Here is a 23,299-nt window from a genome sequence, read left to right on the forward strand (position 1 = left end):
ACATATCTGGCGTTGATTTTTGGCACGCTGTTGAGTTCTCAAGGAACGGTCGCTTCCTTTGTACTCACCCTCTCGGGCTTTCCTCCGGGCGCTTCCCTTTCGGTGTTTCAAACTCTATCAGGGTTTTTCCGTCTCTCTGACCACCCTCCTGCGAACATGCAGAAGGAGATCCAGAGAAAGGATCTGACAAGTTTGGGTGCTGCCGGAGCAAGGGCCCTGTCGCACACCTCGTCGCCCCCAGCAGGAGTACGACTGTACACGGGGCCTTGAAGGCGGTGCAAATCCGTTGGGCTGGTGGTCTAGACCACTAGGTGGTAGCTTCCGTACGGAACGGCCGCTTCACATGCCATACGCTGCTGCTCAGAGCGCCGTCCGGGACTGCCAGTGGCGGCCCATAATTCAGCTCCACTTCCTTGGGAGGCTTCCCATGACCACCGTGACGTCCCCTCTTGCCGGGCGTGCCATCGGACTGGCCGCAGTGCCGGATCCGGTCTTCTCCGGGGCCATGGTCGGCCCGGGAACCGCGATCGACCCCGTGCGTGAGGTCTCCGAGGCCGTGGCGCCCGTGGACGGCGTCATCGTCTCCCTGCACCCGCACGCGTTCGTCGTGGTCGACGAGAGCGGCCACGGTGTGCTCACCCACCTCGGCATCGACACGGTTCAGCTCAACGGCGAGGGCTTCGAGCTGCTCGTCAACAAGGGCGACACCGTGACGCGCGGCCAGGCCGTCGTGCGCTGGAACCCCGCCGCCGTGGAGGCCGCTGGCAAGTCCCCGGTGTGCCCGGTCGTCGCGCTGGAGGCCACCGCCGAGGCTCTCGCCGACCTCCGTGACAGCGGTGACGTGAAGGCCGGCGACAGCCTCTTCTCCTGGAACTGACGGCAGTGCCGTCGTAAGACGGTGAACAGGACAACCATCGCGGCGGCGGGACCCGCCGCACTATCGGAGACGGTGAGATGGAGACAACGCTGCGAGGCGTCGGCGTGAGCCATGGCGTGGCGATCGGCGAGGTACGGCACATGGGTACGGCGGTGCTGGAGCCGCCGGCGAAGCAGATCCCCGCCGAGGACGCGGAGCGGGAGCAGGGGCGTGCCCGCCAGGCCGTGGACGCCGTTGCCGCCGACCTGATGGCGCGCGGCAACCTGGCGGGGGGCGAGGCCCAGGCCGTGCTGGAAGCGCAGGCCATGATGGCCCAGGACCCGGAGCTGATGGCGGACGTGGACCGGCGGATCGCCGTCGGCAGCACCGCCGAGCGTGCCGTGTACGACGCCTTCGCGGCGTACCGGGAGCTGCTGGCCGGTGCCGGAGAGTACCTCGCTGGGCGCGTGGCCGACCTGGATGACGTGCGGAATCGTATCGTCGCCCGGCTGCTGGGCGTTCCGATGCCGGGTGTGCCGGACAGCGACCAGCCCTACGTTCTCGTGGCCCGCGACCTGGCTCCGGCCGACACGGCGCTGCTGGACCCGTCTCTGGTCCTCGGTTTCGTGACCGAGGAGGGCGGTCCCACCAGTCACAGTGCCATCCTGGCGCGGGCGCTCGGTGTGCCCGCGGTGGTGGCCCTGCCCGGTGCCGGTGAGCTGGCCGAGGGCACGGTGATCGCTGTCGACGGCAGCACCGGTGACGTGTTCGTGAACCCCACCGAGGAGAAGAAGGCGGAGCTGGAGGCCGCGGCTGCCGAGCGCAAGGCCGCGCTGGCCGCTTCGACGGGCCCCGGTGCGACCGCGGACGGGCACAAGGTTCCGCTGCTCGCCAACGTGGGCGGGCCGGCGGACGTACCGGCGGCCGTGGAGGCCGGGGCCGAGGGTGTCGGTCTGTTCCGTACCGAGTTCCTGTTCCTGGACGACAGCAAGAACGCTCCTTCCGAGGAGAAGCAGGTGGAGGCCTACCGGCAGGTGCTGGAGGCGTTCCCCGAAGGCCGGGTGGTCGTGCGTGTGCTCGACGCGGGCGCGGACAAGCCGCTGGACTTCCTGACGCCGGCTGACGAGCCGAACCCGGCGCTGGGCGTGCGGGGGCTGCGGACGCTGCTCGACCACCCCGAGGTTCTGCGCACCCAGCTGACGGCGCTGGCTAGGGCTGCCGAGGGGCTGCCCGTCTACCTTGAGGTCATGGCGCCGATGGTGGCGGACCGCAGCGACGCGAAGGCCTTCGCGGACGCCTGCCGGGAGGCGGGGCTGCGGGCGAAGTTCGGTGCCATGGTCGAGATCCCGTCGGCCGCGCTGCGGGCGCGTTCGATCCTGCAGGAGGTCGAGTTCCTGTCGCTGGGGACCAATGACCTCGCGCAGTACACGTTCGCCGCGGACCGGCAGGTGGGTGCGGTGTCACGCCTGCAGGACCCGTGGCAGCCGGCGCTGCTGGACCTGGTGGCGCTGTCCGCCGAGGCGGCCAAGGCCGAGGGCAAGAGCTGCGGGGTGTGCGGCGAGGCCGCGTCCGATCCCCTGCTGGCCTGTGTGCTGACCGGTCTGGGTGTCACCTCCCTGTCCATGGGTTCGGCGTCGATTCCTTATGTGCGTGCCACGCTGGCGAAGTACACGCTGGCGCAGTGCGAGCGGGCGGCGGCCGCGGCGCGTGCGACGGACAGCGCCGGGGAGGCGCGCAGTGCGGCGCAGGCGGTGCTGTCGGGCGAGTAGTCCGTAGCGGCGCCTCGGGTGTGCCGGTTCAGGGGCGTCCTGCCTTCGGGCGGGACGCCCCTGGCGTTTTCGTATCCGACCCGCCCTCAGTGGCGGTGGCCGGGTGCCGTGTTCTCCTCTCCGAGGGCGGGGGGCTCGCGGTAGTCGACGCCGGACTCGGGCGGGATGGGGTCGCCGGTTTCGACGTCGGTGCAGTAGGCGTCGAACACTTCGGACGCCGTCAGCGGTTCGAGGGCGCCGCCACGCAGTCGCCAGCCGTAGACGCGGTCGGCGGTGCCGGCCGTGCTGGTGCGCATGACGAGTCCGCCGGGGCTGCGGGTCGCGAGGCCGAGGGCGAGGACGCTGGTGAATTCCAGGGCTTCGGCCTCGTCCAGGCGGGTCGCGCCGTGGGGGTCCTGGTCGCCGTGCAGGACGGAGACGAGGGTGTCCGGTGGTCCGGAGACGGTGCAGACGAGGTGGCGGTCGCCGGGCGGTGCGGTGTCGAGGATGCGGACCAGGAGTTCGGAGGCGCGGGTGAAGGCGGCCCTGCCGATGTCCTCGCCGCAGGTCGGGCAGGGGCCGAGGCGGGTCAGGAGCGTGGTGGCGTACTCCCAGGTGGCCTGGCGGACGGCTTCGTCGACGAGGGCGGGCAGGAGGTCGGCGAGCGGGCGGCCGTCGTAGGGGACGGTGGGGCCGCTGGCGGCGAGTTCCGCGGTGAACCGGCTGCGGCTGGCCGGGGCGTCGGGGTCGAGGCCGGTGTCGGCGCAGTAGGCGGCGTAGTCCTCGGGGTCGAACAGGGCGAGTGTGGTGTGGGCGCCCTGGGCGGCCCGGGCCTTGAGTACGGCCTCCAGTTGCCGGAGGTAGGTCGTGTGGTCGTCGAAGGTGAAGCTGCGGTAGCGCCGCATGGCGCGGAAGTCGTGGTCGTCGGTGAGTACGCCGACGGTGCCGGCGATCTCGCGGCGCAGGACGCGTCGCATGGTCTGGTGGTCGGTGTGCGCCATGATTCCCCCAATGCGCAGTCGATCAGTGCTCACTCACCGTAACCGGCGGCACTGACAATGGCCGCGCCGCCGGTGGTCGTGGATCGAGCGGCGGGGGTGTTTGTGCAGGTCACCGCCGATGCTGCAGTTCGGGGAGGTGGGTGCGGACGGTGATCGTCCGCTCGGCTCAGGCGCGTTTGCGGGCGAGTTCCTCGTAGAAGCCCAGCAGGGCGAGGTTGTCGATGGAACCGGGGTTGACGGCCTTGTCCAGGGGGGTGCCCTGGAGCAGGCGCTTGACCGGGACCTCGATGCGCTTGCCGGTGAGGGTGTGCGGGATGCCGGGCACCTCGATGATCTCGTCGGGGATGTGGCGCGGTGAGAGCTGTGTGCGGATGGCCTGCTTGACGCGGTCCAGGAGTGGCTCGTCCAGGACGGCGCCGGGCGCCAGGTGCACGAACAGCGGCATCCAGTAGCCGCCGTCGGGCTGTTCGATGCCGATGACGAGGGATTCCCTGATCTCGGGCAGGCGCTCGACGACCTCGTAGATGTCGGCGGAGCCCATGCGGACACCCTGCCGGTTGAGGGTGGAGTCGGAGCGACCGTGGATGACGACGGTGCCCCGTGAGGTGACGGTGATCCAGTCGCCGTGGCGCCAGACGCCGGGATAGGTGTCGAAGTAGCTGTCGTGGTAGCGGCGGCCGTCGGGATCGTTCCAGAAGTGGACGGGCATGGACGGCATGGGGTTGGTGACGACCAGCTCGCCCACCTCGTCGACGAGGGGCTTGCCGCTCGGGTCCCAGGACTGCAGGTCGGTGCCGAGGCCGGGGGCCTGGAGCTCGCCGGTGTACACCGGGAGGGTGGGTACGGCGCCGGCGAAGCAGGAGCAGACGTCCGTGCCGCCGCTGACGGAGGCGATCCACAGGGCGGCCCCCCTCTCGGCGAACTCGTCGTGCAGCCAGCGGAAGCCGTCGGGCGGCAGCGGGGAGCCGGTGGTGGCGACGCACTTCACCGTGGACAGGTCGTAGTCCCGGGCGGGGTGGACGCCGGCCTTGCGGCAGGCCATGACGTAGGCGGCGGAGGTGCCGTAGAGGGTGGCTCGGGTGCGTTCGGCGACCCGCCACTGGGCCCCGGTGTCCGGGTAGCCGGGGCTGCCGTCGTACAGGACGATCGTGGTCCCCGTGAGCAGTCCGGAGACCAGGAAGTTCCACATCATCCAGCCGGTCGAGGTGTACCAGAAGAAACGGTCCTCGGGGCCGAGGTCGCAGTGCAGGCCGAGCTGCTTGAGGTGTTCGACCAGGATGCCGCCCTGCGACTGGACGATGGCCTTGGGCAGGCCGGTCGTGCCCGAGGAGTACAGCACCCACAGCGGGTGGTCGAACGGGACCTGTTCGAAGACCGGCTCGGTGTCCCCCGCCGTCAGCGCCGACCACTCCAGGGCGCCCTCGGGGGTCTCGGTGCCCAGCAGCGGGATGTGGACGACGGCGCGCAGGGTGGGCAGCTCGCGGCGCAGCTCGGCGACGGTCTCGCGGCGGTCGTGCTCCTTGCCGCCGTAGCGGTAGCCGTCGACGGTGAACAGGACGACGGGTTCGACCTGCTGGAAGCGGTCGAGGACGCTGCGGGCGCCGAAGTCGGGGGCGCACGAGGTCCAGACGGCGCCCACGGCGGCCGAGGCCAGGAGGGCGACGACGGCCTGGGGGATGTTCGGGAGATAGCCGCTGACGCGGTCGCCGGGGCGTACGCCGAGGGCGCGGAGCTCGGCGGCGAGGGAGCCCACCTGGCGGCGCAGTTCGGACCAGGTCACCGGACGCGGTTCGTGCGTCTCGTCCACGTGGAGGAGGGCGGGTTCGTGGGCACGGTCGGCCGCGGCGCGCAGGGCGTGTTCGGCGTAGTTGAGGGTGGCTCCGGGGAACCACTGGGCGCCGGGCATGGCGCGGTCGCCGAGCACGCGCGCGTAGGGCGTCGAGAACCGCACGTCGAACCACTCGGTGAGGGCCTTCCAGAAGGTCTCCAGCTGGTCCACGGACCACCGGTGCAGGGCCGGGTACCCGCCCTCGGCCGGGGCGCCGTGGTGTTCGGCGGCCCACGCCTGGAACCGGGTGATGCGGGCCTGGGCGATCCGCTGGGGATCGGGCTGCCAGAGCGGCTGGGGGTTCGCGGTCGACATTGGTGCGGCTCCCGGGCTGTGCGCGTCGTGTGCGTCGGTCCGCGCACGGGCTGGGGTGTGCGCGTGACGCGGCTGACAGGGACGATGCCATGTGATCGACTTCTGCACCAGGGTGCGCCCCACATAGTCCGTGTCATGAAGATGTGGCGCAGGCACGGGTGAACGGCAGTTGAACGACACGCGCGCGTGGGGCGCTCAATGGCAGGGTGAGCAGCATGGACGGTCGTGACCTGGTGCGTTCGGTGAGTGTGGTCGGTTCGGGGCGGGCGGCTCGGGGGTTGCGGACCGTGCGGGCGGCCTGGCGCCGGAGGCGTATCGACGCCGCCGGGCTGCCACGGCGGAGACCCGAGCGGGCCCGTGTGCCGGGGCAGGTGCGGGAAGTGGAGCCGGCTCCCGGGGGCGGTCTGATCCGGTTCGGCCGCTCCGAGCTGCGGATCGTCGTGGCGGCGAACGGGGCGGTCTTCTGGGGGTGGGACGGGGCGGGCCCGCAGCCGTCGTACGCGCTCGCGGGGAGCGGTCCGGAGCCGGACCCGCGGGCGGTGCTGGAGCCGGACAAGGACGGCGGCTGGCGGGTGGTGGCGGAGCGCGTGACGGTCGTCGTGTCGCGGCACGGCGCGGTCGAGGTGTGCACGCCGGGCGGGGTGACGCTGCGGCGGGAGCATCCGCCGCGCTGGTGGGAGCCGGTCGGCGGGGGTGCGGCGCGGTGGATGCAGCGGTCGGAGGTGCCGGCGGACGCCCGGTTCTTCGGGCTGGGCGGGCGTGCGTCCGGTCCCCGGCTGCGGAACGGCGGGTACCGGCTGTGGAACACCGATCCCGGCCGTGCGTTCGGGCCCGGCGAGGATCCGCTGTACCTGACGATGCCGGTGCAGCTGGTGGTGGCGGATGCCGGTACGCACCTGGTGTTCCACGACACCACCTGGGACGGCACGGTCGTCCTGCGGGAGGGTGAGGAGGGTGCCGGGTCCGGGCACGACCGGACGGGCGCTTGCGAGGTGCGGATGGACGGCGGTCCGCTGCGCTGCTGGGTGATGGTGGGGACTCCCGCGCGCGTACTGCTCACATGGGCCGCGCTGACCGGCGCGCCCGCGCTGCCGCCGGCGTGGGCGCTGGGCCATCATCACGCGCGGTGGGGATTCGGCAGCGAGCAGGAGGTGCGCCGGATCGTCGCGGGCTATCAGGAGCACGGGCTGCCGCTGGACGCCGTGCACCTCGACATCGATCACTACGACGACCACCAGGTGTTCACGGTCGACCAGGAGCGTTTCCCGAAGCTGCCGGTGCTGGCGGAGGAACTGCGCCGGGACGGGATCCGGCTGGTGTCGATCGTCGATCCGGCGGTGCGGGCGGAACCGGGCGGCGCGGTGTACGAGAGCGGTGCGGCGGTGGACGCGTTCGTGCGGGACGGGCAGGGCCGCACGGTAGAGGGTGTCGGGTGGGCCGGTGAGGCGGTGTTCCCGGATTTCACGCACCCGCGCGTGCGTGCGTGGTGGGGCGGGTTGTACGAGGAGCGGCTGGCGCAGGGCTTCGCGGGGTTCTGGCACGACATGAACGAGCCGACGTCGTTCAGCGCCTTCGGCGAGCCGACGCTGCCGCGTTCGGCGCGGCACGCCCTGGAGGGGCGCGGCGGCGACCACCGGGAAGCGCACAACGTGTACGCCCTGTGCATGGCCCGGGCCGCCTACGAGGGGCTGCGCGAGCTGGCGCCCCAGGAGCGGCCCTTCCTGTTCTCCCGCTCGGGCTGGGCGGGGCTGCAGCGGTACGGGGGCACGTGGTCGGGGGACGTGGCCACGGGCTGGCCGGGGTTGCGGGCGTCGCTGTCGCTGGTGCTGGGGCTCGGGCTGTGCGGGGTGCCGTACTCGGGTCCGGATGTGGGCGGTTTCGACGGCAGTCCGTCGCCGGAGCTGTATCTGCGGTGGTTCCAGCTGGGCGCGTACCTGCCGCTGTTCCGCACCCACGCGGGTCTGCGGGCGGGGCGCCGGGAGCCCTGGGAGTTCGGTGCCGAGGTGCTGGAGCACGCGCGCGGGGCGCTGCTGGAACGCCGTCGGCTGCTGCCGTACTTCCTGACGCTGGCGCATCTGGCCCGGCGGACCGGTGCGCCCTATGTCCGGCCGCTGTGGTGGGGGGCGCCGGAGGACCGGGCGCTGCGCGACTGCGAGGACACGTTTCTGCTGGGCGACGGGCTCCTGGTGGCCCCGGTGCTGGACCCGGGTGCCGAGCGGCGCGCGGTGCGCCTGCCGCGGGGCCGCTGGTACGACACGGTGACCGAGGAGGCCTACGAGGGGCCGGCCCAGGTCCTTCTGGACGCTCCCCTGTCCCGGATACCGGTGCTCGCGCGCGCGGGAGCGGTGATCCCGGTGCGGGGTGCCGGCGGCGGCCTGGAGCTGGAGGTGTGGGCGCCCGCGCGCGGGCGCACCGGGGGCGGCATCGTGGTGCCGGACGCGGGCGACGGCTGGGACGAGCCGGAGATCGAACGTTACGTCGCGCGTCGGCACGGCGGCCGGGTGGTGGTCACCCGGGACCGGGAGGACGGTGTGGCCGAACCGCCCTACCCGGTGCGCGTGCGGGGGCTGGGCTGAAGCGCCCGGTTCACACGTAGCGGCCCTCGAACCATGCCCTGACGGCCACGGTGTGCAGCGGGAAGGCGAGTTCCTCGGGCCTGCGCAGCAGCCGCCAGCCCTCGGTCTCGTCCGTGGGGGCGGAGGACGGCAGTGCGTCGGCCGGGCGTTCCGGGAGCAGTCCGAACAGCAGCAGGTGTCCGTCGGGTGAGCTCATGGCGTCCACGAGCCGCACGTCGCGGGCGGCCGCGTCGATGCCGGTCTCTTCCTCGAGTTCGCGTACGACGGCCTGCTTCCAGTCCTCGCGGTCGTCGATGTAACCGCCGGGCAGGGCGGTGCCCCCGCGCGCGGGGGCGACGGTCCGGGTGATGACGACCAGGGCCGTGCCCTTGGTGTCGTACACGGGCTGGAGTGCGATCGCGACCGGCAGCGGGTTGCGGTAGGCGACGGTGCCGCAGGACGGACAGGCGCGCGGCCATCCGGAAACGCCCTCCCCATAGGGCGCTCCGCAGCTCGAACAGTGGGAGTCCGGCGCGGAATTGGCAGTGGGGTGCTGAGTTTCGGACACGCGCGGACTGTATCCGATCAGAAGAGGAACGTGTTCCGGCTGTGACCTGCCAGGAACGGGCGAATCGGGAAGGGGCGGCCGGAATCACCCCCGTCGATCCCGGCCACCCCTCCTGTATCACGACGCCGTTCGGGGCCGTTCGGTTCACAGAATCGCCCTGCCCATTTCCGGGGGCCCGTGACACACTTCTGACGATCCGTCAGACACCTTAGTCGGGAGGAACGTTGCCGTACACACACAGGCCGGCGATCGCCGGATGGTTCACCGGTGAGGGTGATGACTTCCGGCTCCTGGGCACTCGCTGCACGGCGTGCGCCACGGTGTTCTTCCCGCGCGAGGACGTCCGCTGCCGCAACCCGAACTGTCCTGGCGGCGCCCTGGAGGAGACTCCCCTGTCACGAAGGGGGCGGATCTGGTCGTACACCGACACCCGGTACCGTCCACCGTCACCCTATGTGAGCAACCGGGAACTTCCGTGGGAGCCGTACGCGTTGATCGCGGTGGAGCTGGAGGCCGAGCGGGTCGTGGTGCTGGGGCAGGCTGCTCTCGGGGTCACCGTCGCCGATCTGACGGTGGGCATGGAGGTACAGGTCGTCCCGGGGGTGCTGCACGAGGACGAGGACACGGAGACGGCCTGGACGATCTGGCACTGGCGGCCGACGGGGGTGGCGGCATGACGAAGGACGTGGCGGTGCTCGGCGCGGGCATGCACCCGTGGGGCAAGTGGGGCCGCGGCTTCGTGGAGTACGGGACGGCGGCGGCCCGCGCGGCGCTCGTGGACGCCGGCCTCGACTGGCGGGACGTCGGTTCCGTGGTGGGCGCGGACACGGTGCGCGGCGGGTATCCGGGGCATGTCGCGGGGGCCACGTTCGCCAAGGCCCTGGGCTGGCAGGGAGCCACGGTGACCAGCGTGTACGCGGCGTGCGCGTCCGGGGCCCAGGCCGTTGCCGCGGCGCGCGCGCAGATCCTCGCCGGTCTCGCGGACGTCGTGCTCGTGGTCGGTGCGGACGCCGCGCCCAAGGGATTCTTCCGGCCCGCGGGCGGGGACCGGCCCGACGATCCGGACTGGCTGCGTTTTCGCCTGCTGGGCGCGACGAACCCGGCTTACTTCGGGCTGTACGCGCGACGGCGGATGGCGGTCCACGGAGACACCCCGGAGGATTTCGCGCGGGTCAAGGTGAAGAACGCCGCGCTGGGGGCGCTCAACCCGTACGCCCGGTACCGCAAGCGGGTCACCGCCGAGGAGGTGGCCGCCTCCGCCGTGGTCGCGGATCCGCTGCGGCTGCTGGACATCTGCGCCACCTCCGACGGCGGGGCCGCCCTGGTGCTGTCCAGCCTTGATTTCGCGCACCGGCACGGTGTCGCCAGGCCGGTGCGGATCCGGGCGGTGTCGACGGTCACCCCCCGCTTCCCGAACACGGTGCTGGACCTGCCGGACATCGCCACGGACTCCGCGGTGGCGGTGGCGCCCCCAGAAGGGACCTTCCGGGCGTCCATCGCCGAGTCCGCGTACGAGGAGGCGGGCATCGGCCCCGAGGACCTGTCCCTGGCAGAGGTGTACGACCTGTCCACCGCACTGGAGTTGCAGTGGTACGAGGATCTGGGGCTGTGCGGCGAGGGCGAGGGTGCCAAGCTGCTCCGAGAAGGCGCGACCGCCCCGGGCGGCCGGATACCCGTGAACACCAGCGGCGGGCTGGCCTCCTTCGGTGAGGCGGTGCCGGCCCAGGCCATCGCCCAGGTGTGCGAGCTGACCTGGCAGTTGAGAGGCGTGGCGGGTGATCGTCAGGTCGCCGGGGCGCGGGTGGGCATCACCGCCAACCAAGGGCTGTTCGGACACGGTTCCTCGGTGGTCGCCGTGCGGTGAGGGCAGCCGGGCGGGGCCGTGTGCGCCGCGAGGGATGCGCAAGGCTTTCACGCTGGGTGAGCACCCGGGAATCCTGTGTGAACGTCTCATGAACTGGGCCTGGGCGTGGGCGGGCAGCGCAATCATGCTCCCGTGCAGTCCTGGACGGATACTCTCCGCTTCGCCTTCCAGCCGGTGGTCAACCTGAGGACGGGCGCGGTCGCCGCACTGGAGACACTCGCCCGCCCGGAGACCGGCGACGTCCTGGCCGAAGCCCGCCGGGATCCCGAGCTGGACGCCCGGCTGGCCGTGCTGGCGCTCCGGGCGGCGGCCCGCAAGGAGACGCTGCTGCCGCTGCACCTGAACGTGTTCGCGGCCACGCTCGCCGACCTCGGCGGCCTCACACCACTGCACGACGCCGTGCGCGCGGCGGGGCGCATGGCCTGGGAGGTGACGCTCGACATCGTGCCGCCCTACACGCACGTGCCCCAGCGGGCCCTGCTGGAGGCGGTGGCCACGCTGCGCGAGCAGGGCTTCCGGATCAGCGCGGACGGCATCGGCGACGGCGACGTACCGCTCAGGCTGCTCACCGACCTCTCCCCCGACCTGGTCAAGCTCGACGCCTCGCTGCTGGCCCGGCCGGCCGCGGTGCGGGCGATGCGGACCCTGTGCGAGGAACTGGGCGCCCTGCTCGTGGTGGAGGGCGTGGAGACGGAACTCCAGTGTGCGGCGGCCGTGTCGGCCGGCGCGCAGCTGGCCCAGGGCGAGCTGCTCGCGCCCCCGGCCCGGATCCCCGCGGCGGACGTATACGTTCCGCCGCTGGTCCCCGATGTCGTCGCCGCGCCCCGCTCCGGGCCCTCGGTGCGGGAGTTCGTGCGGCCCGCCGCCCTGCTGCCGCGGACCGCCTCCGCAGGGCAGGTCCGGGCACTGCTGACCGGTTCCCCGGACGTCTCGGGGGTGCTCCTGGTGGACGCGTCCGGCCGGCCCGTCCGGTCGGTGCACCGCTCCCGCTTCCTGCTGTCGATGTCGGGCCGCTACGGACACGCCCTGTACGCCGACCGGCCGGCCTTCAAGCTGGGCGACGCGCCCCGCACGGTCGGTGTCGACGCGACGGCCTGGGAGGTGCTGGACGTCGTGGCGGTCGGGGGCCGGGACCGCACCTCGGACGACGTGGCGGTGGTCGACGCACACGGCCGGTGCGTGGGGGTCGTACGGCTGGCGGATCTGGTGCGGGCACTGGCCGAGAGCCGGGTCGAGGAGGCCGCGGGGCTCAACCCGCTGACCCGGCTGCCCGGTTCGGACGCGATCCTGGGTGAGGTGGACCGGCGGATCTCCGAGGGGCGGCCGTTCGCCCTCAGCTGGCTGGACATCGATCACTTCAAGCAGGTCAACGACGGTGCCGGATTCGCCGCGGGCGACGAGCTGATCCGCGCGGTGGGCCGCGCCCTCCAGCAGGCGGTCGCGGGGCACGCGCGCGTGGGGCACATCGGCGGTGACGACTTCCTGGTCCTGGCCGACGAGGAGGCGCTCGGTCCGCTTGCGGCCGCCGTGCTGGACGTTGCTTGGGCGGCGGGCGGGCGACCGGTGACCCTCTCCCTGGCGACCGTCGTCTGCGGCCCCGGCAGCGTGGGCGACCATCACCAGGCCGCCGCCCAGCTCGCTCCGCTCAAGAAGGCCGCCAAGGCGCTCGACGGCGCGAGCTGGGTCCTCGGGCGCGCCGGGGCACCGGGCCACGAGGTCCTGCGCGGCGGCTCCGGCCAGACCTCGGCGCGGGCCGGATACGTGGCCGCCGAGCCACGGTGGTGAACGGCCCCCTAGCAGGCGCCCCTTGCGGCGGATCCGTTGGCGCCCGAGCCGGGGAACACCCGGTGTCACCGTCGTCGCCGACAGCCTTGACGCCCCCTCGGAGCCGGTGAACACTTCCCGGTGGCAGCCGACATCGCCGTACATTCTCGGCGTTATCAGGCACAGCGGAACAGGTCTGTCCTGCTCCACGGCCCGGCCTCCCAGGGCGATCCGGCTGCGACGGCACGCTCGTCACGGACGCCGGGCGGGGCGCGGGGCCCTCCCTGCCTTCGGCTGAAGTCGCCAAGGGAACCGTCCTGCAAGGGCCGGGGCCGGTCGCCCCGTACCGGCGCCAAGGGAGCCGCCATGAGCAACGGAGACATCTTCGTCGGCGAGGTCATCGGTACCGCGATCCTGATCCTGTTCGGCGCCGGCGTCTGCGCCGCCGTCACCCTCAGGCACTCCAAGGCGCGGGCCTCGGGGTGGATCGTGATCGCCTTCGGCTGGGGCTTCGGCGTGCTCGCGGGCGCGTACACCGCCGCTCCCCTCTCCGGCGGTCAGCTCAATCCTGCGGTCACCATCGGCATCGCCGTGGACACCGGCAAGTGGGGCAAGGTCTGGGTGTACCTGCTCGGACAGATCGTCGGCGCGATGCTCGGCGCCGTGCTGGCGTATCTGGTGTACCTCGCCCAGTTCCAGGCCAACGTCCGCACGGAAGGCACCACCGACGGCACCGCCGGCGGACCCGTGCCGACGCTGGGCGTCTTCTCCACCATCCCGGAGATCCGGAACCCCGTCGCCAATCTCGTCACCGAGGTCATCGCGACCGTCGCGCTGGTCCTGCCGGTCCTCGCCTTCGGTCTGACCAAGGGGCTCGGTGAATCCGGCATCACCGTCCTGATCGTCTCCCTGCTCGTCGTCGGCATCGGCCTCTCCCTCGGCGGCCCCACCGGCTATGCCATCAACCCGGCCCGCGACCTCGGCCCGCGCCTCGTGCACGCCTTCCTGCCGATCCCCAACAAGGGCGGCTCCGACTGGGGTTACGCCTGGATACCGGTCGTCGGCCCGCTCATCGGCGGAGCACTGGCCGGCCTGGTCTACAACGTGGCCTTCTGATCCACCGGCTCCCGATCCCCGCACGGCCTTCCAGCGATCCGACCCAGCGACCCAGGGGCAGCCATGACGGACACCGCCGGCACGTATGTCGCCGCCATCGACCAGGGCACCACGTCCAGCCGCTGCATCGTGTTCGACCACGGCGGCGCGATCGTCGCCGTCGACCAGCGCGAGCACCGGCAGATCTTCCCCAAGCCCGGCTGGGTGGAGCACGACGCCACCGAGATCTGGTCCAAGGTGCAGGCCGTGGTGGCCGGGGCGCTCGCCAAGGCCGGGCTGCGCGCCGACCAGCTGAGCGCCCTCGGGATCACCAACCAGCGGGAGACCACGGTCCTGTGGGACCGCGCCACCGGCAAGCCCGTGCACAACGCGATCGTCTGGCAGGACACCCGTACGGCGGCCCTGTGCGGCGAACTGGGCGGCACGGACGGCCAGGACCGCTTCCGCGAACGGACCGGGCTGCCGCTGGCCAGCTACTTCTCCGGGCCCAAGGCGGCCTGGCTGCTGGACCACGTGCCCGGCCTGCGGCAGCGGGCCGAACGCGGTGAGATCGCGTTCGGAACCATCGACGCCTGGCTGATCTGGAACCTCACGGGCGGCACCGACGGCGGCCGTCACGTCACCGACGTCACCAACGCCGGCCGCACCATGCTGATGAACCTGGACACCCTCCAGTGGGACCCCTCCATCCTGTCGGCGATGAACGTGCCGGAGGCCGTGCTCCCCGAGATCCGGTCCTCCGCCGAGGTGTACGGCACCGCGGTCGGGCAGCTGTCCGGAGTGCCCGTGGCCTCGGCGCTGGGCGACCAGCAGGCCGCCCTGTTCGGGCAGGCCTGCTACGACGTCGGCACCGCGAAGAACACCTACGGCACCGGCAGCTTCCTGCTCCTGAACACCGGCCACCGGCCGGTGGCGTCCAAGAGCGGGCTGCTGACGACGATGGGCTACAAGATCGGCGGGGAGGCGCCGGTGTACTGCCTGGAGGGGTCCATAGCGATAACGGGCGCGCTGGTCCAGTGGTTCCGCGATCAGCTCGGGATCATCCGGAACGCCGACGAGATCGAGACGCTGGCGGCGAGCGTCGACGACAACGGCGGCGCCTACATCGTGCCGGCGTTCTCGGGCCTGTTCGCGCCGTACTGGCGTTCCGACGCGCGCGGGGTCGTCACCGGCCTCACCCGGTACGTCACGAAGGCGCACCTCGCGCGCGCGGTGCTGGAGGCGACGAGCTGGCAGACCCGCGAGGTCGTGGACGCGATGCACCAGGACTCCGGGGTGCGGATCACCACCTTGAAGGTGGACGGCGGCATGACCAGGAACGACCTGCTCATGCAGCACCAGGCGGACGTTCTCGGCGTGCCGGTGATCCGGCCGCGCGTGTCGGAGACGACCTGTCTGGGCGCCGCCTACGCCGCCGGGCTGGCCACGGGGGTGTGGAACGGCCTGGACGAGCTGAAGTCGCACTGGCAGAAGGACGCCGAATGGACGCCCGCCATGGCGGCGCCCGTCCGCGACCGCGAGTACCGCAACTGGCGCAGGGCCGTGGAGAAGAGCTTCGGCTGGCTGGCGCAGGACGGGGACTCGGAGGTGTAGGAGCAGGCGCACGCGCGGGTGGGTGCTGCGCACAAGCGCGCGGCCCGTACCCCGGTCGGCGGGGGTACGGGCCGTGCCCGGTCAGCCGAGCACGGCCTGGCGGCGGTCGGCCGCGTACTCCATCGCGTGCTGGACGACGCCGATGAGTACATCCTTGACCGACTCCCGGTCGCGGGCGTCACACAGCAGGACGGGCGCGTCGTCGTCCAGGTCGAGTGCCTGCCGGACGGACTCGACGGGGTAACGGGCCGCTCCCTCGAAGCAGTTGACCGCCACGAGGAAGGGGATGGATCGCCGTTCGAAGTAGTCGACGGCGGCGAAGCAGTCCTCCAGGCGGCGCGTGTCGGCGAGCACGACGGCGCCGAGCGCCCCCTCGGACAGCTCGTCCCACATGAACCAGAACCGTTCCTGCCCGGGCGTGCCGAAGAGGTAGAGCACCAGGTCCTCGCGCAGGGTGATGCGGCCGAAGTCCATGGCCACCGTGGTGGTGTGCTTGCCCTCCACACCGCTGGTGTCGTCGACGGGTCGCCCGGCCTCGGTGAGCAGTTCCTCGGTGCGCAACGGCCTGATCTCGCTGACCGCGCCGACGAGGGTCGTCTTGCCCACGCCGAAGCCGCCGGCCACCAGGATCTTGAGCGTGACGGGCTCGACCGGAGGCTTGCCGCGCTCAGAACGCCCGAAGATCATCGGTCTCTTCTCCTGCTTGATCGGGTGCGGGCGACGGTCGGCCGTAGCCGCCGCCACCGGGGGTTTCGATGACGAGTACGTCGCCGGGCCCGACGCCGGCCGAGCCGCTCGCGCCGAGGTCGGTGACCGTGCCGTCGGCTCGCTCCACCCGGTTGGCGCCGAGCGCTCCGGGGGCGCCGCCGGCCATGCCGTACGGGGGGACGCGGCGGTGCTGGGAGAGCGTGGAGACGGTCATCGGTTCGAGGAACCGGATGCGGCGGACGGCTCCGTCACCGCCGCGCCACCGCCCGGCGCCGCCGCTGCCCCGCCGTACGGCGAACTCCTCCAGCCGGACCGGAAGCCGCCACTCCAGGACTTCCGGGTCGGTGAGCCGGGAGTTGGTCATGTGCGTCTGGACCACGTCGGCGCCGGGGAAACCGTCGCCGGCACCGGATCCGGAAGCGATGGTTTCGTAGTACTGGTGCCGGTCGTTGCCGAAGGTGACGTTGTTCATGGTGCCCGAGCCCTCGGCCTGGACGCCGAGCGCCGCGTAGAGCGCGCCGGTGATGGCCTGCGAGGTCTCGACGTTGCCCGCGACGACGGCGGCGGGTGGCTCGGGGGCGAGCATCGAACCGGCCGGCACGATGATGTCGAGGGGGCGCAGGCACCCGTCGTTGAGCGGGATGTCGTCGGCGACCAGCGTGCGGAAGACGTACAGGACGGCGGCGTCGACCACCGCCAGGGGTGCGTTGAAGTTGGTGGCGAGCTGTGGGGAGGTGCCGGTGAAGTCGATGGTCGCCCGGCGCTCGGCGCGGTCGACACGGATCCGGACCCGGATGACGGCACCCGAATCGGTCTCGTAGGCGTACTCACCGTCGTCCAGGGCGTCGATGACGCGGCGCACGGCCTCCTCGGCGTTGTCCTGCACGTGCCGCATGTAGGCCTGTACGACGTCGAGGCCGAACTCCTCGATCATGCGGCGGACCTCGTCGACGCCCTTCTGGTTGGCGGCGATCTGGGCGCGCAGGTCGGCGAGGTTGGTGCGCGGATTGCGGGACGGGTACGGCGCCTCGGTGAGCAGCCGGCGGGTCTCCTCCTCGCGGAAGCGGCCGTTCTCGGTGAGGAGCCAGTTGTCGAAGAGGACGCCCTCCTCTTCGATGGTGCCGCTGTGGGCGGGCATGGAGCCGGGGGCGATGCCGCCGATCTCGGCGTGGTGACCGCGTGAGGCGACATGGAAGAGGATCCGCGGCTCACTCCCCGTGTCCGTGCCCCGGTCGGTGTCGAAGACGGGGGTGATCACGGTGACGTCCGGCAGGTGCGTGCCGCCGTGGTACGGGTCGTTGACGGCGTAGGTGTCGCCCGGTCGCATGGCGGCGCCGCGACGGCGGATGACCTCCTTCACGCTGGTGCCCATGGAGCCCAGGTGGACGGGGATGTGGGGGGCGTTGGCCACCAGGTTCCCGTCCGGGTCGAACAGGGCGCAGGAGAAGTCCAGCCGCTCCTTGATGTTCACGGACTGGGCCGTGGACTCCAGCCGGGCGCCCATCTGTTCGGCGATGGACATGAAGAGGTTGTTGAAGACCTCAAGGAGAACCGGATCGATTTCCGTGTCGAGGTCGGAACTCTGCGTAATCACCGCGCGTTCCATGAGCAGATGCCCGTCATCGGTCGCGGCGGCCCGCCAGCCGTCGTCGACGACGGTCGTCGCGCCGGCCTCGGTGATGATCGCGGGGCCTGTGACGGTCTCGCCTGGAGGGAGGGCCTCCCGGCGGTGGAGGGGTACGTCACGCCAGGCGCCGCCGGTGTGGAGACGGACGGTGCCGGGCGCATCGCAGCGGCCCTCGTACGGGGCGAGGGCGGACAGATCGGGGGGTGCGGTGATGCCGGTGGCTTCGACGGAGAGGGCTTCCACGACGACGGGCCGGTCGAGTGTGAAGGAGTACGTGGCGCGATGACGCTCTTCGAAGGCGTGTCTCATGGCGTCGGGCTCGCCCAGCTCGACGGTGAGGGTGGTGTCGGTGCCGTCGTAGCGGAGCTGGGCGCGGCGGGTGACCTGGATGCGGTCCTCGGGGACGTCCTCGGCGGCGAGTTCGGCGCGGGCGGCGGTCTCCAGGTCGTCGGCCGTCGTGCGGATGCCCGGCATGGCGGCGGCTTCCAGGGGCGCCTCCACGGACTGCTCGCGCATGGCCGTGGTGTCGGCGAGGCCGATGCCGAGCGCGGAGAGCACGCCGGCCATGGGGGGCACGAGGACGGCGCGGATGCCGAGCGCGTCGGCGACCCCGCACGCGTGCTGGCCGCCCGCGCCGCCGAAGGTGGTCAGGGCGTAGCGGGTGACGTCGTGGCCCTTCTGGACGGAGATCCGCTTCACGGCGTTGGCGATGTCGGCGACGGCGATCTGCAGGTAGCCCTCGGCCACCTGCTCGGGGGTGCGGTCGTCGCCGGTGCGCTCGTGGATGTCGTGCGCGAGGGCGGTGAACCGGTCACGGACGAGGCCGGCGTCCAGTGGCTGGTCGCCCTCGGGCCCGAACACGGCGGGGAAGTGGGCGGCCTGGATACGGCCGAGCATCACGTTGGCGTCGGTGACGGTGAGCGGGCCGCCGGCGCGGTAGCAGGCGGGGCCGGGGTCGGCGCCTGCCGAGTCGGGGCCGACGCGATAACGGGAGCCGTCGAAGTGCAGGACGGAGCCGCCGCCGGCGGCGACGGTGTGGATGTCCAGCATGGGGGCGCGCAGCCGGACGCCCGCGATCCGCGTGGTGAAGACCCGTTCGTACTCGCCGGCGAAGTGCGAGACGTCGGTGGAGGTGCCGCCCATGTCGAAGCCGATGACGCGGTCGAAGCCGGCGCGCTGGGACATGCGGGCCATGCCGACGATGCCGCCGGCCGGTCCGGAGAGGACGGCGTCCTTGCCGCGGAACTGTCCGGCCTCGGTCAGCCCGCCGTTGGACTGCATGAACATCAGCCGTACGCCCCGCAGTTCGTCGGCGATGTGCCGTACGTACCGGCGCAGCACGGGCGAGAGGTAGGCGTCCACGACGGCGGTGTCCCCGCGCGGGACGAGCCTCATCAGCGGGCTGACCTCGCTGGACAGCGAGATCTGCGGGAAGCCGATGCGGGCGGCGAGTTCGCCGACGGCGCGTTCGTGGCCGGGGTGGAGGTGGCTGTGCAGGCAGACGACGGCGATGGCGCGGATGCCGTCGTCGTAGGCCTCCTGGAGCGGGCCGGCCAGGGCGTCCAGGTCGGGGGCGCGCAGGACGGTGCCGTCGGCGGCGACGCGTTCGTCCACCTCCACGACCCGTTCGTGGAGCAGCTCGGGCAGCTCGATGCGGCGGGCGAAGATGCGGGGGCGGTTCTGGTAGGCGATGCGCAACGCGTCGCGGAAGCCGCGGGTGACGACGAGGAGGGTCCGTTCGCCCTTGCGTTCCAGCAGGGCGTTGGTGGCGACCGTGGTGCCCATGCGGACGGCCTCGACGGGCTCCCGGGAGGCGCCGAGGAGTTCTCGTACGCCCGCGACGGCGGCGTCCGCGACAGCGGTCCCCCCGCTCTGGCCCGGCCGGGAGCCCGAGCGAGCGGGACTGTCGGACAGGACCTTGTGCATGAGCAGCCGGCCGTCCGGACGACGCGCGACGATGTCGGTGAAGGTGCCGCCTCGGTCGACCCAGAACTGCCAGCCAGTCACGTCACTACCCCGCTTCCGCGCCGGTCACAGCGCCCGGAGGCCGTTGATCACGTCGCGCAGAATACTCTCGTCCGGGAGCTCGGCCGGGGGGACCGGCCGCGTCACATGGACGAGTTCCGCGTGCACCAGGTCGCCGATGAGGACGCGGACCACGCCGATCGGCAGGTCGAGTTCCGCGGCGAGTTCGGCGACCGACTGCGGGGCGTCCCGGCACAGCCCGACGATCTCCACGTGTTCCGGGGACAGTGTCGGGTCCGACTCCGGGTCGCCGGTGCCGGGCTCCGCGACCACCACCGCGATCAGGTCGAGGCGGTGCTGGCCCGCACTCGTGGTGCGGCCCCGCGTCATGGCGTACGGACGGACGACCGGCCCGGCTTCGTCGTCGAACCAGTGGTTTCTTGTCTGACCGTCTGCGCTCATGCCATCCCACTACCCGCCTGCGGGCAGATCGGTGCGCGGGGCGGTGCCCAGATGCACGCCGACCCGCTTGACCAGGAGCGTCATCTCGTAGGCGACCTGTCCGACGTCGGAGTCTGCGTCCGAGAGGACGGCGAGGCAGCTGCCGTCCCCGGCGGCGGTGACGAAGAGGAAGGCGTCGTCCAGTTCGACCACCGTCTGGCGGACGCTGCCCGCCTCGAAATGGCGGCCCACACCCTTGGCCAGGCTGTGGAAGCCGGACGCCACTGCGGCCAGATGCTCGCTGTCCTCCCTGGTCAGGTCCTTGGACACCCCCGTCGGCAGTCCGTCGCCGGACAGGATGACGGCCTTGCGGATGCTGGCGACCCGGTCGACCAGGTCGTCCAGGAGCCAGTTCAGCTCGCCGTTGTTCGTCGCCGTGTGGCCGGTCGCCTTCGGTGCGGTCATCGACCGTCCCCCTTAGTCGTTCCTCGTGCTGTGCCGTTACGGGCCCCGTCGCCCTCGGCGTTCTCCTCCCGGCCGCGCTGCCAGCCGCGCTGGAGCGAGGCCATCCGGCTGCGGACCTCCTCGGCATCGCGGTCGGCGGGCGTCTCCGCTCGCCCGGCGCGCCGGGCGTTGTCCTGCTTGAGCTGGGGGGCCAGGTTCGCCTGGCGTACCCGCCGGGGCAGCGGCCCGACGCCCGGTTCGGGGGCGTCACCGGCAGGTGCCGTGGTGTCGCCGCGAGGCATGTCCGCCGGACCGGTGGCGTCGGGCGCCCCGGGACGGGTGCGCCTGGGCAGTACCGGCGTCCCGGGTGCCGCCCCGGCGCTCTCCACCGGGGTCGCGGCGCGGTCCTCGGCCCGGTCGGTGCGTTCGGTGGGACGCCGGGAGGCGCCCCCGCGACGGCGGGCGGGCAGCGGGGCCAGTCCGCCCGGGTCGGAGCGGCGCGGTCCGGCGGAGGGGCCGGGGTCCGGTTCGCCGCGGCGGGGCCGCTGGTCGCTGACGGGCTTGCCGTGCGAGCTGACCAGCTTGGGCGTCTGCCGCCGCGGCAGGGATACGGGTCCGAGGTCGCCGGTCCCTTCGCGCGACAGCCGGTCGGCCGCCCCGGTGGCTTCCTGTCCCTCGTCCTCCGGCTGGGGCCGGCGGGGGCGGAACAGACCGCCCCGCTCGCTGTCCTCGTCCGGGAGGGCGCCGGGGAAGCCGTCCAGCGCGTCGAGGTCGACGGGCGCCTCCAGCTCGACCGGGCCGTCCAGCAGGGAGGTAGGCACGCCGGGCAGCTGCAGCGGTGCCGGGGACCGTCCGCCGGCGCGGCCCACGGTCTCGGTGCCCTTCGCCGAGCGGTCCCGGTCGAGCCGGAAGCCGATGCCGTTGGTGTCCGGGACGTCGTCGGTCAGCAGCGCGTCGGGGATGAACACCACGGCGGTGGTGCCGCCGTACGGCGACGGCTGGAGGGACACCCGCACGTTCTGGCGCTGGGCGAGACGGCTGACCACGAACAGACCGAGCCGGTCGGTGTCGGAGAGTTCGAACTCGGGGGTCTCGGCGAGGCGCAGGTTGGCGTCGAGGAGAGCCTCGGCCGTCATGCCGAGACCCCGGTCGTGGATCTCCAGGGTGAAGCCGTTGGCCACGCGCTCGCCGAGGACCTGGACGGCGGTGTGCGGCGGCGAGAAGACGGTGGCGTTCTCAAGGAGTTCGGCCACGAGATGGGTCAGGTCGGCGACGGCGGGCCCGGTGACGGCGACCCGCGGCAGACGCCGGACCTCGATGCGCTCGTAGTCCTCGACCTCGGCGACGGCGGCGCGGACGATGTCCATCAACTGCACGGGCCGGCGCCACTGCCGGGAGGGCGCGGCACCGGAGAGGATCACCAGGCCCTCCGCGTGCCGGCGCATACGGGTGGTGAGGTGGTCCAGGCGGAACAGGTCGGCGAGTTCGTCGGTGTCCTCGGTGCGGCGCTCCATGCTGTCCAGCAGCGTCAGCTGCTTGTGCAGCAGGACCTGGCTGCGGCGGGCGAGGTTGACGAAGACCTCGGAGACACCGGCGCGCAGCTCGGCCTGCTTGACGGCGGCCTCGACCGCGGCGCGCTGGAGGGTGTTGAGGGCCTGCCCGACCTCGCCGATCTCGTTCTTGTCGTACTCCAGGCGCGGTACCTCGGTCTCGACGTCGACCTGTTCCCCCGCGGACAGCCGGCGCATCACGCTGGGCAGCCGGACGCCGGACGCCTCGTGGGCCTCCAGCCGCAGCTGGCGCAGGTCGCGGATCAGGGTGCGGCCGACCCGGATGGAGAGCACGACGGACAGCAGCAGCGCGACCAGTCCGAGGACGCCCGCGACGGCGGCCTCCGCGATGACCTCCACGGCGACGGGACGCATGTGGTCCTGGAAACGGTCGCCCACCTGGTCGTCCAGGGTGCCGAGTTCCTTCAGGACGGACGCCGCGGCGGAGTCCCAGCTCTGCGCGGTGACACCGCGGGGCGTGCCGGACTCCCACGAGGTGACGGAGCGTTCGGCCACCCGCAGCGGCGCCGTGGTGGCGTTCTTCCAGAAGTGGTCGTAGCGTTCGCGCTCCCCCGCGGGCAGCAGCGGCAGGCTGATGTCGTACAGCAGGGTGCGCTGGGCGACGAGGTCGGAGATCTCGCGGGTCTCGTCGCGGGTGAGCCGGCCGACGACGAGGGAGGAGCCGAGCAGGGCGTCCTCGCGCGAGAGCAGCTCGCGGGCACGGGTGATGCTGACCAGGGCGCGGGCCTGCTTGTCGATCTCGACGTCGTCGATACCGTCGAGGGACGCGAGGAGCGCGAAGCAGGGGTCGACGAGGCGGTTGTACTGGTAGAACGCCTGGGCCCGGGTGACGGTGCCCTGCTCGACGCCGCGGCGCAGCGAGTCGAGGCCGCCGAGGGCGTCCAGCACGGCGGTCAGGTGCTCGTTGTCGTCCCCGTCCATGCCCGACCGGAGGTCACCGTCCTTGGCGTTCGCGCGGAAGGCGGTGATCGCCCGGTCGGTGGCGGTGCGGGTGCGGTGCAGTGCCGAGAGGGCCTCGGAGGCCCGCCGGTCGGCGAGGTAGACGAGGGTCTGCCTGCGCTCCTGCTGCAGGACGCGGACGGTATCCTCGGCCGGGTAGCCGATGTCCTGGACCACGTCGGTCACGCGGAACAGCCGGGCGACCTCGCGGCCCGTGAGCACCGTGGCGAAGCCCCAGACAGCGGTCAGGGACACCAGCGGCACGAGAAGCAGCGCCACGATCTTCCGGCGGATCGACTTCCCGCGAAAGCGCATGGCCTCCCCCAGCTCGACCCCCGCCGGCCGGGGGTGCTCATGTCCGTCTACAAACGGCGCGAGCCTACTACCGCCTCACAG

Annotated in this window: 17 protein-coding genes; 9 read left to right on the top strand and 8 right to left on the bottom strand. The window is 72.3% G+C overall.

The features are described from left to right. The 3 genes from IG05_RS49360 to ptsP all read left to right on the top strand — a co-directional run. Window positions 1–270 (top strand): hypothetical protein (locus IG05_RS49360; RefSeq protein WP_234335918.1); only part of this gene is annotated, 270 nt, incomplete at its 5' end. A 157-nt stretch (window positions 271–427) separates the two neighbouring features. Continuing rightward, the gene (locus tag IG05_RS0117785) at window positions 428–877 is read left to right on the top strand and encodes a PTS sugar transporter subunit IIA (RefSeq protein WP_030343665.1); all 450 of its coding nucleotides are present in this window, start codon (window positions 428–430) and stop codon (window positions 875–877) included. A 77-nt stretch (window positions 878–954) separates the two neighbouring features. Then, window positions 955–2,625 (top strand): phosphoenolpyruvate--protein phosphotransferase, encoded by a 1,671-nt coding sequence (ptsP, locus tag IG05_RS0117790; RefSeq protein ID WP_030343668.1) that lies wholly within the window; start codon window positions 955–957, stop codon window positions 2,623–2,625. Window positions 2,626–2,711: 86 nt separating this feature from the next. Here the strand turns inward: ptsP and IG05_RS0117795 are convergent, their stop codons facing one another. After that, window positions 2,712–3,605, bottom strand: coding sequence for a hypothetical protein (locus tag IG05_RS0117795; protein ID WP_030343669.1), 894 nt, complete (start codon window positions 3,603–3,605; stop codon window positions 2,712–2,714). 166 nt (window positions 3,606–3,771) lie between these two features. Beyond that, the gene (locus IG05_RS0117800) at window positions 3,772–5,748 is read right to left on the bottom strand and encodes an acetoacetate--CoA ligase (RefSeq protein ID WP_030343671.1); all 1,977 of its coding nucleotides are present in this window, start codon (window positions 5,746–5,748) and stop codon (window positions 3,772–3,774) included. Window positions 5,749–5,963: 215 nt separating this feature from the next. Here IG05_RS0117800 and IG05_RS0117805 point away from each other — a divergent pair, with 215 nt between their 5' ends. Beyond that, window positions 5,964–8,324, top strand: a complete 2,361-nt coding sequence (locus tag IG05_RS0117805; RefSeq protein WP_030343673.1) for a glycoside hydrolase family 31 protein — start codon at window positions 5,964–5,966, stop codon at window positions 8,322–8,324. A gap of 10 nt (window positions 8,325–8,334) precedes the next feature. On the opposite strand, the gene IG05_RS0117810 is transcribed toward IG05_RS0117805, so the two are convergent. Continuing rightward, window positions 8,335–8,871 carry an NUDIX domain-containing protein gene (locus tag IG05_RS0117810; protein WP_030343675.1) on the bottom strand — a complete coding sequence of 179 codons (537 nt, stop codon included), beginning with the start codon at window positions 8,869–8,871 and terminating at the stop codon, window positions 8,335–8,337. Window positions 8,872–9,095: 224 nt separating this feature from the next. On the opposite strand from IG05_RS0117810, the gene IG05_RS0117815 reads away from it, so the two are divergent. From IG05_RS0117815 to glpK, 5 genes are all read left to right on the top strand, one after another. Beyond that, complete coding sequence (locus IG05_RS0117815) at window positions 9,096–9,548, top strand: Zn-ribbon domain-containing OB-fold protein (RefSeq protein ID WP_199808338.1); 453 nt, start codon at window positions 9,096–9,098, stop codon at window positions 9,546–9,548. Beyond that, on the top strand, window positions 9,545–10,735 hold the full coding sequence (locus IG05_RS0117820; RefSeq protein ID WP_030343679.1) for a lipid-transfer protein: 1,191 nt from the start codon (window positions 9,545–9,547) through the stop codon (window positions 10,733–10,735). Before IG05_RS0117815 ends, IG05_RS0117820 begins: the two co-directional genes overlap by 4 nt. 132 nt (window positions 10,736–10,867) lie before the next feature. Continuing rightward, window positions 10,868–12,520, top strand: coding sequence for a GGDEF domain-containing protein (locus tag IG05_RS0117825; protein ID WP_030343681.1), 1,653 nt, complete (start codon window positions 10,868–10,870; stop codon window positions 12,518–12,520). A gap of 345 nt (window positions 12,521–12,865) precedes the next feature. After that, on the top strand, window positions 12,866–13,615 hold the full coding sequence (locus IG05_RS0117830) for an MIP/aquaporin family protein (protein ID WP_030343683.1): 750 nt from the start codon (window positions 12,866–12,868) through the stop codon (window positions 13,613–13,615). 63 nt (window positions 13,616–13,678) lie between these two features. Beyond that, window positions 13,679–15,208, top strand: coding sequence for a glycerol kinase GlpK (gene glpK, locus IG05_RS0117835; protein WP_030343685.1), 1,530 nt, complete (start codon window positions 13,679–13,681; stop codon window positions 15,206–15,208). Window positions 15,209–15,289: 81 nt separating this feature from the next. Here the strand turns inward: glpK and IG05_RS0117840 are convergent, their stop codons facing one another. The 5 genes from IG05_RS0117840 to IG05_RS0117860 are packed head-to-tail and all read right to left on the bottom strand — an operon-like array spanning window position 15,290 to window position 23,218. Then, complete coding sequence (locus IG05_RS0117840; protein WP_030343688.1) at window positions 15,290–15,895, bottom strand: GTP-binding protein; 606 nt, start codon at window positions 15,893–15,895, stop codon at window positions 15,290–15,292. Continuing rightward, window positions 15,876–19,550, bottom strand: coding sequence for a hydantoinase B/oxoprolinase family protein (locus IG05_RS0117845; RefSeq protein ID WP_030343690.1), 3,675 nt, complete (start codon window positions 19,548–19,550; stop codon window positions 15,876–15,878). Before IG05_RS0117845 ends, IG05_RS0117840 begins: the two co-directional genes overlap by 20 nt. Window positions 19,551–19,574: 24 nt before the next feature. After that, entirely contained in the window at window positions 19,575–19,970 is a 396-nt protein-coding gene (locus tag IG05_RS0117850; protein WP_030343692.1) for a DUF742 domain-containing protein, read from the bottom strand. Window positions 19,971–19,979: 9 nt separating this feature from the next. After that, a complete protein-coding gene (locus tag IG05_RS0117855) occupies window positions 19,980–20,414 on the bottom strand; it encodes a roadblock/LC7 domain-containing protein (protein WP_030343695.1) in 435 nt (144 codons plus the stop codon). Beyond that, window positions 20,411–23,218, bottom strand: a complete 2,808-nt coding sequence (locus IG05_RS0117860) for a nitrate- and nitrite sensing domain-containing protein (RefSeq protein ID WP_030343698.1) — start codon at window positions 23,216–23,218, stop codon at window positions 20,411–20,413. The genes IG05_RS0117855 and IG05_RS0117860 overlap by 4 nt, the downstream gene beginning before the upstream one ends. Between the last annotated feature and the right edge of the window lie 81 nt (window positions 23,219–23,299).

This window comes from Streptomyces sp. NRRL S-1022, assembly GCF_000720135.1.
Taxonomy (GTDB): domain Bacteria; phylum Actinomycetota; class Actinomycetes; order Streptomycetales; family Streptomycetaceae; genus Streptomyces.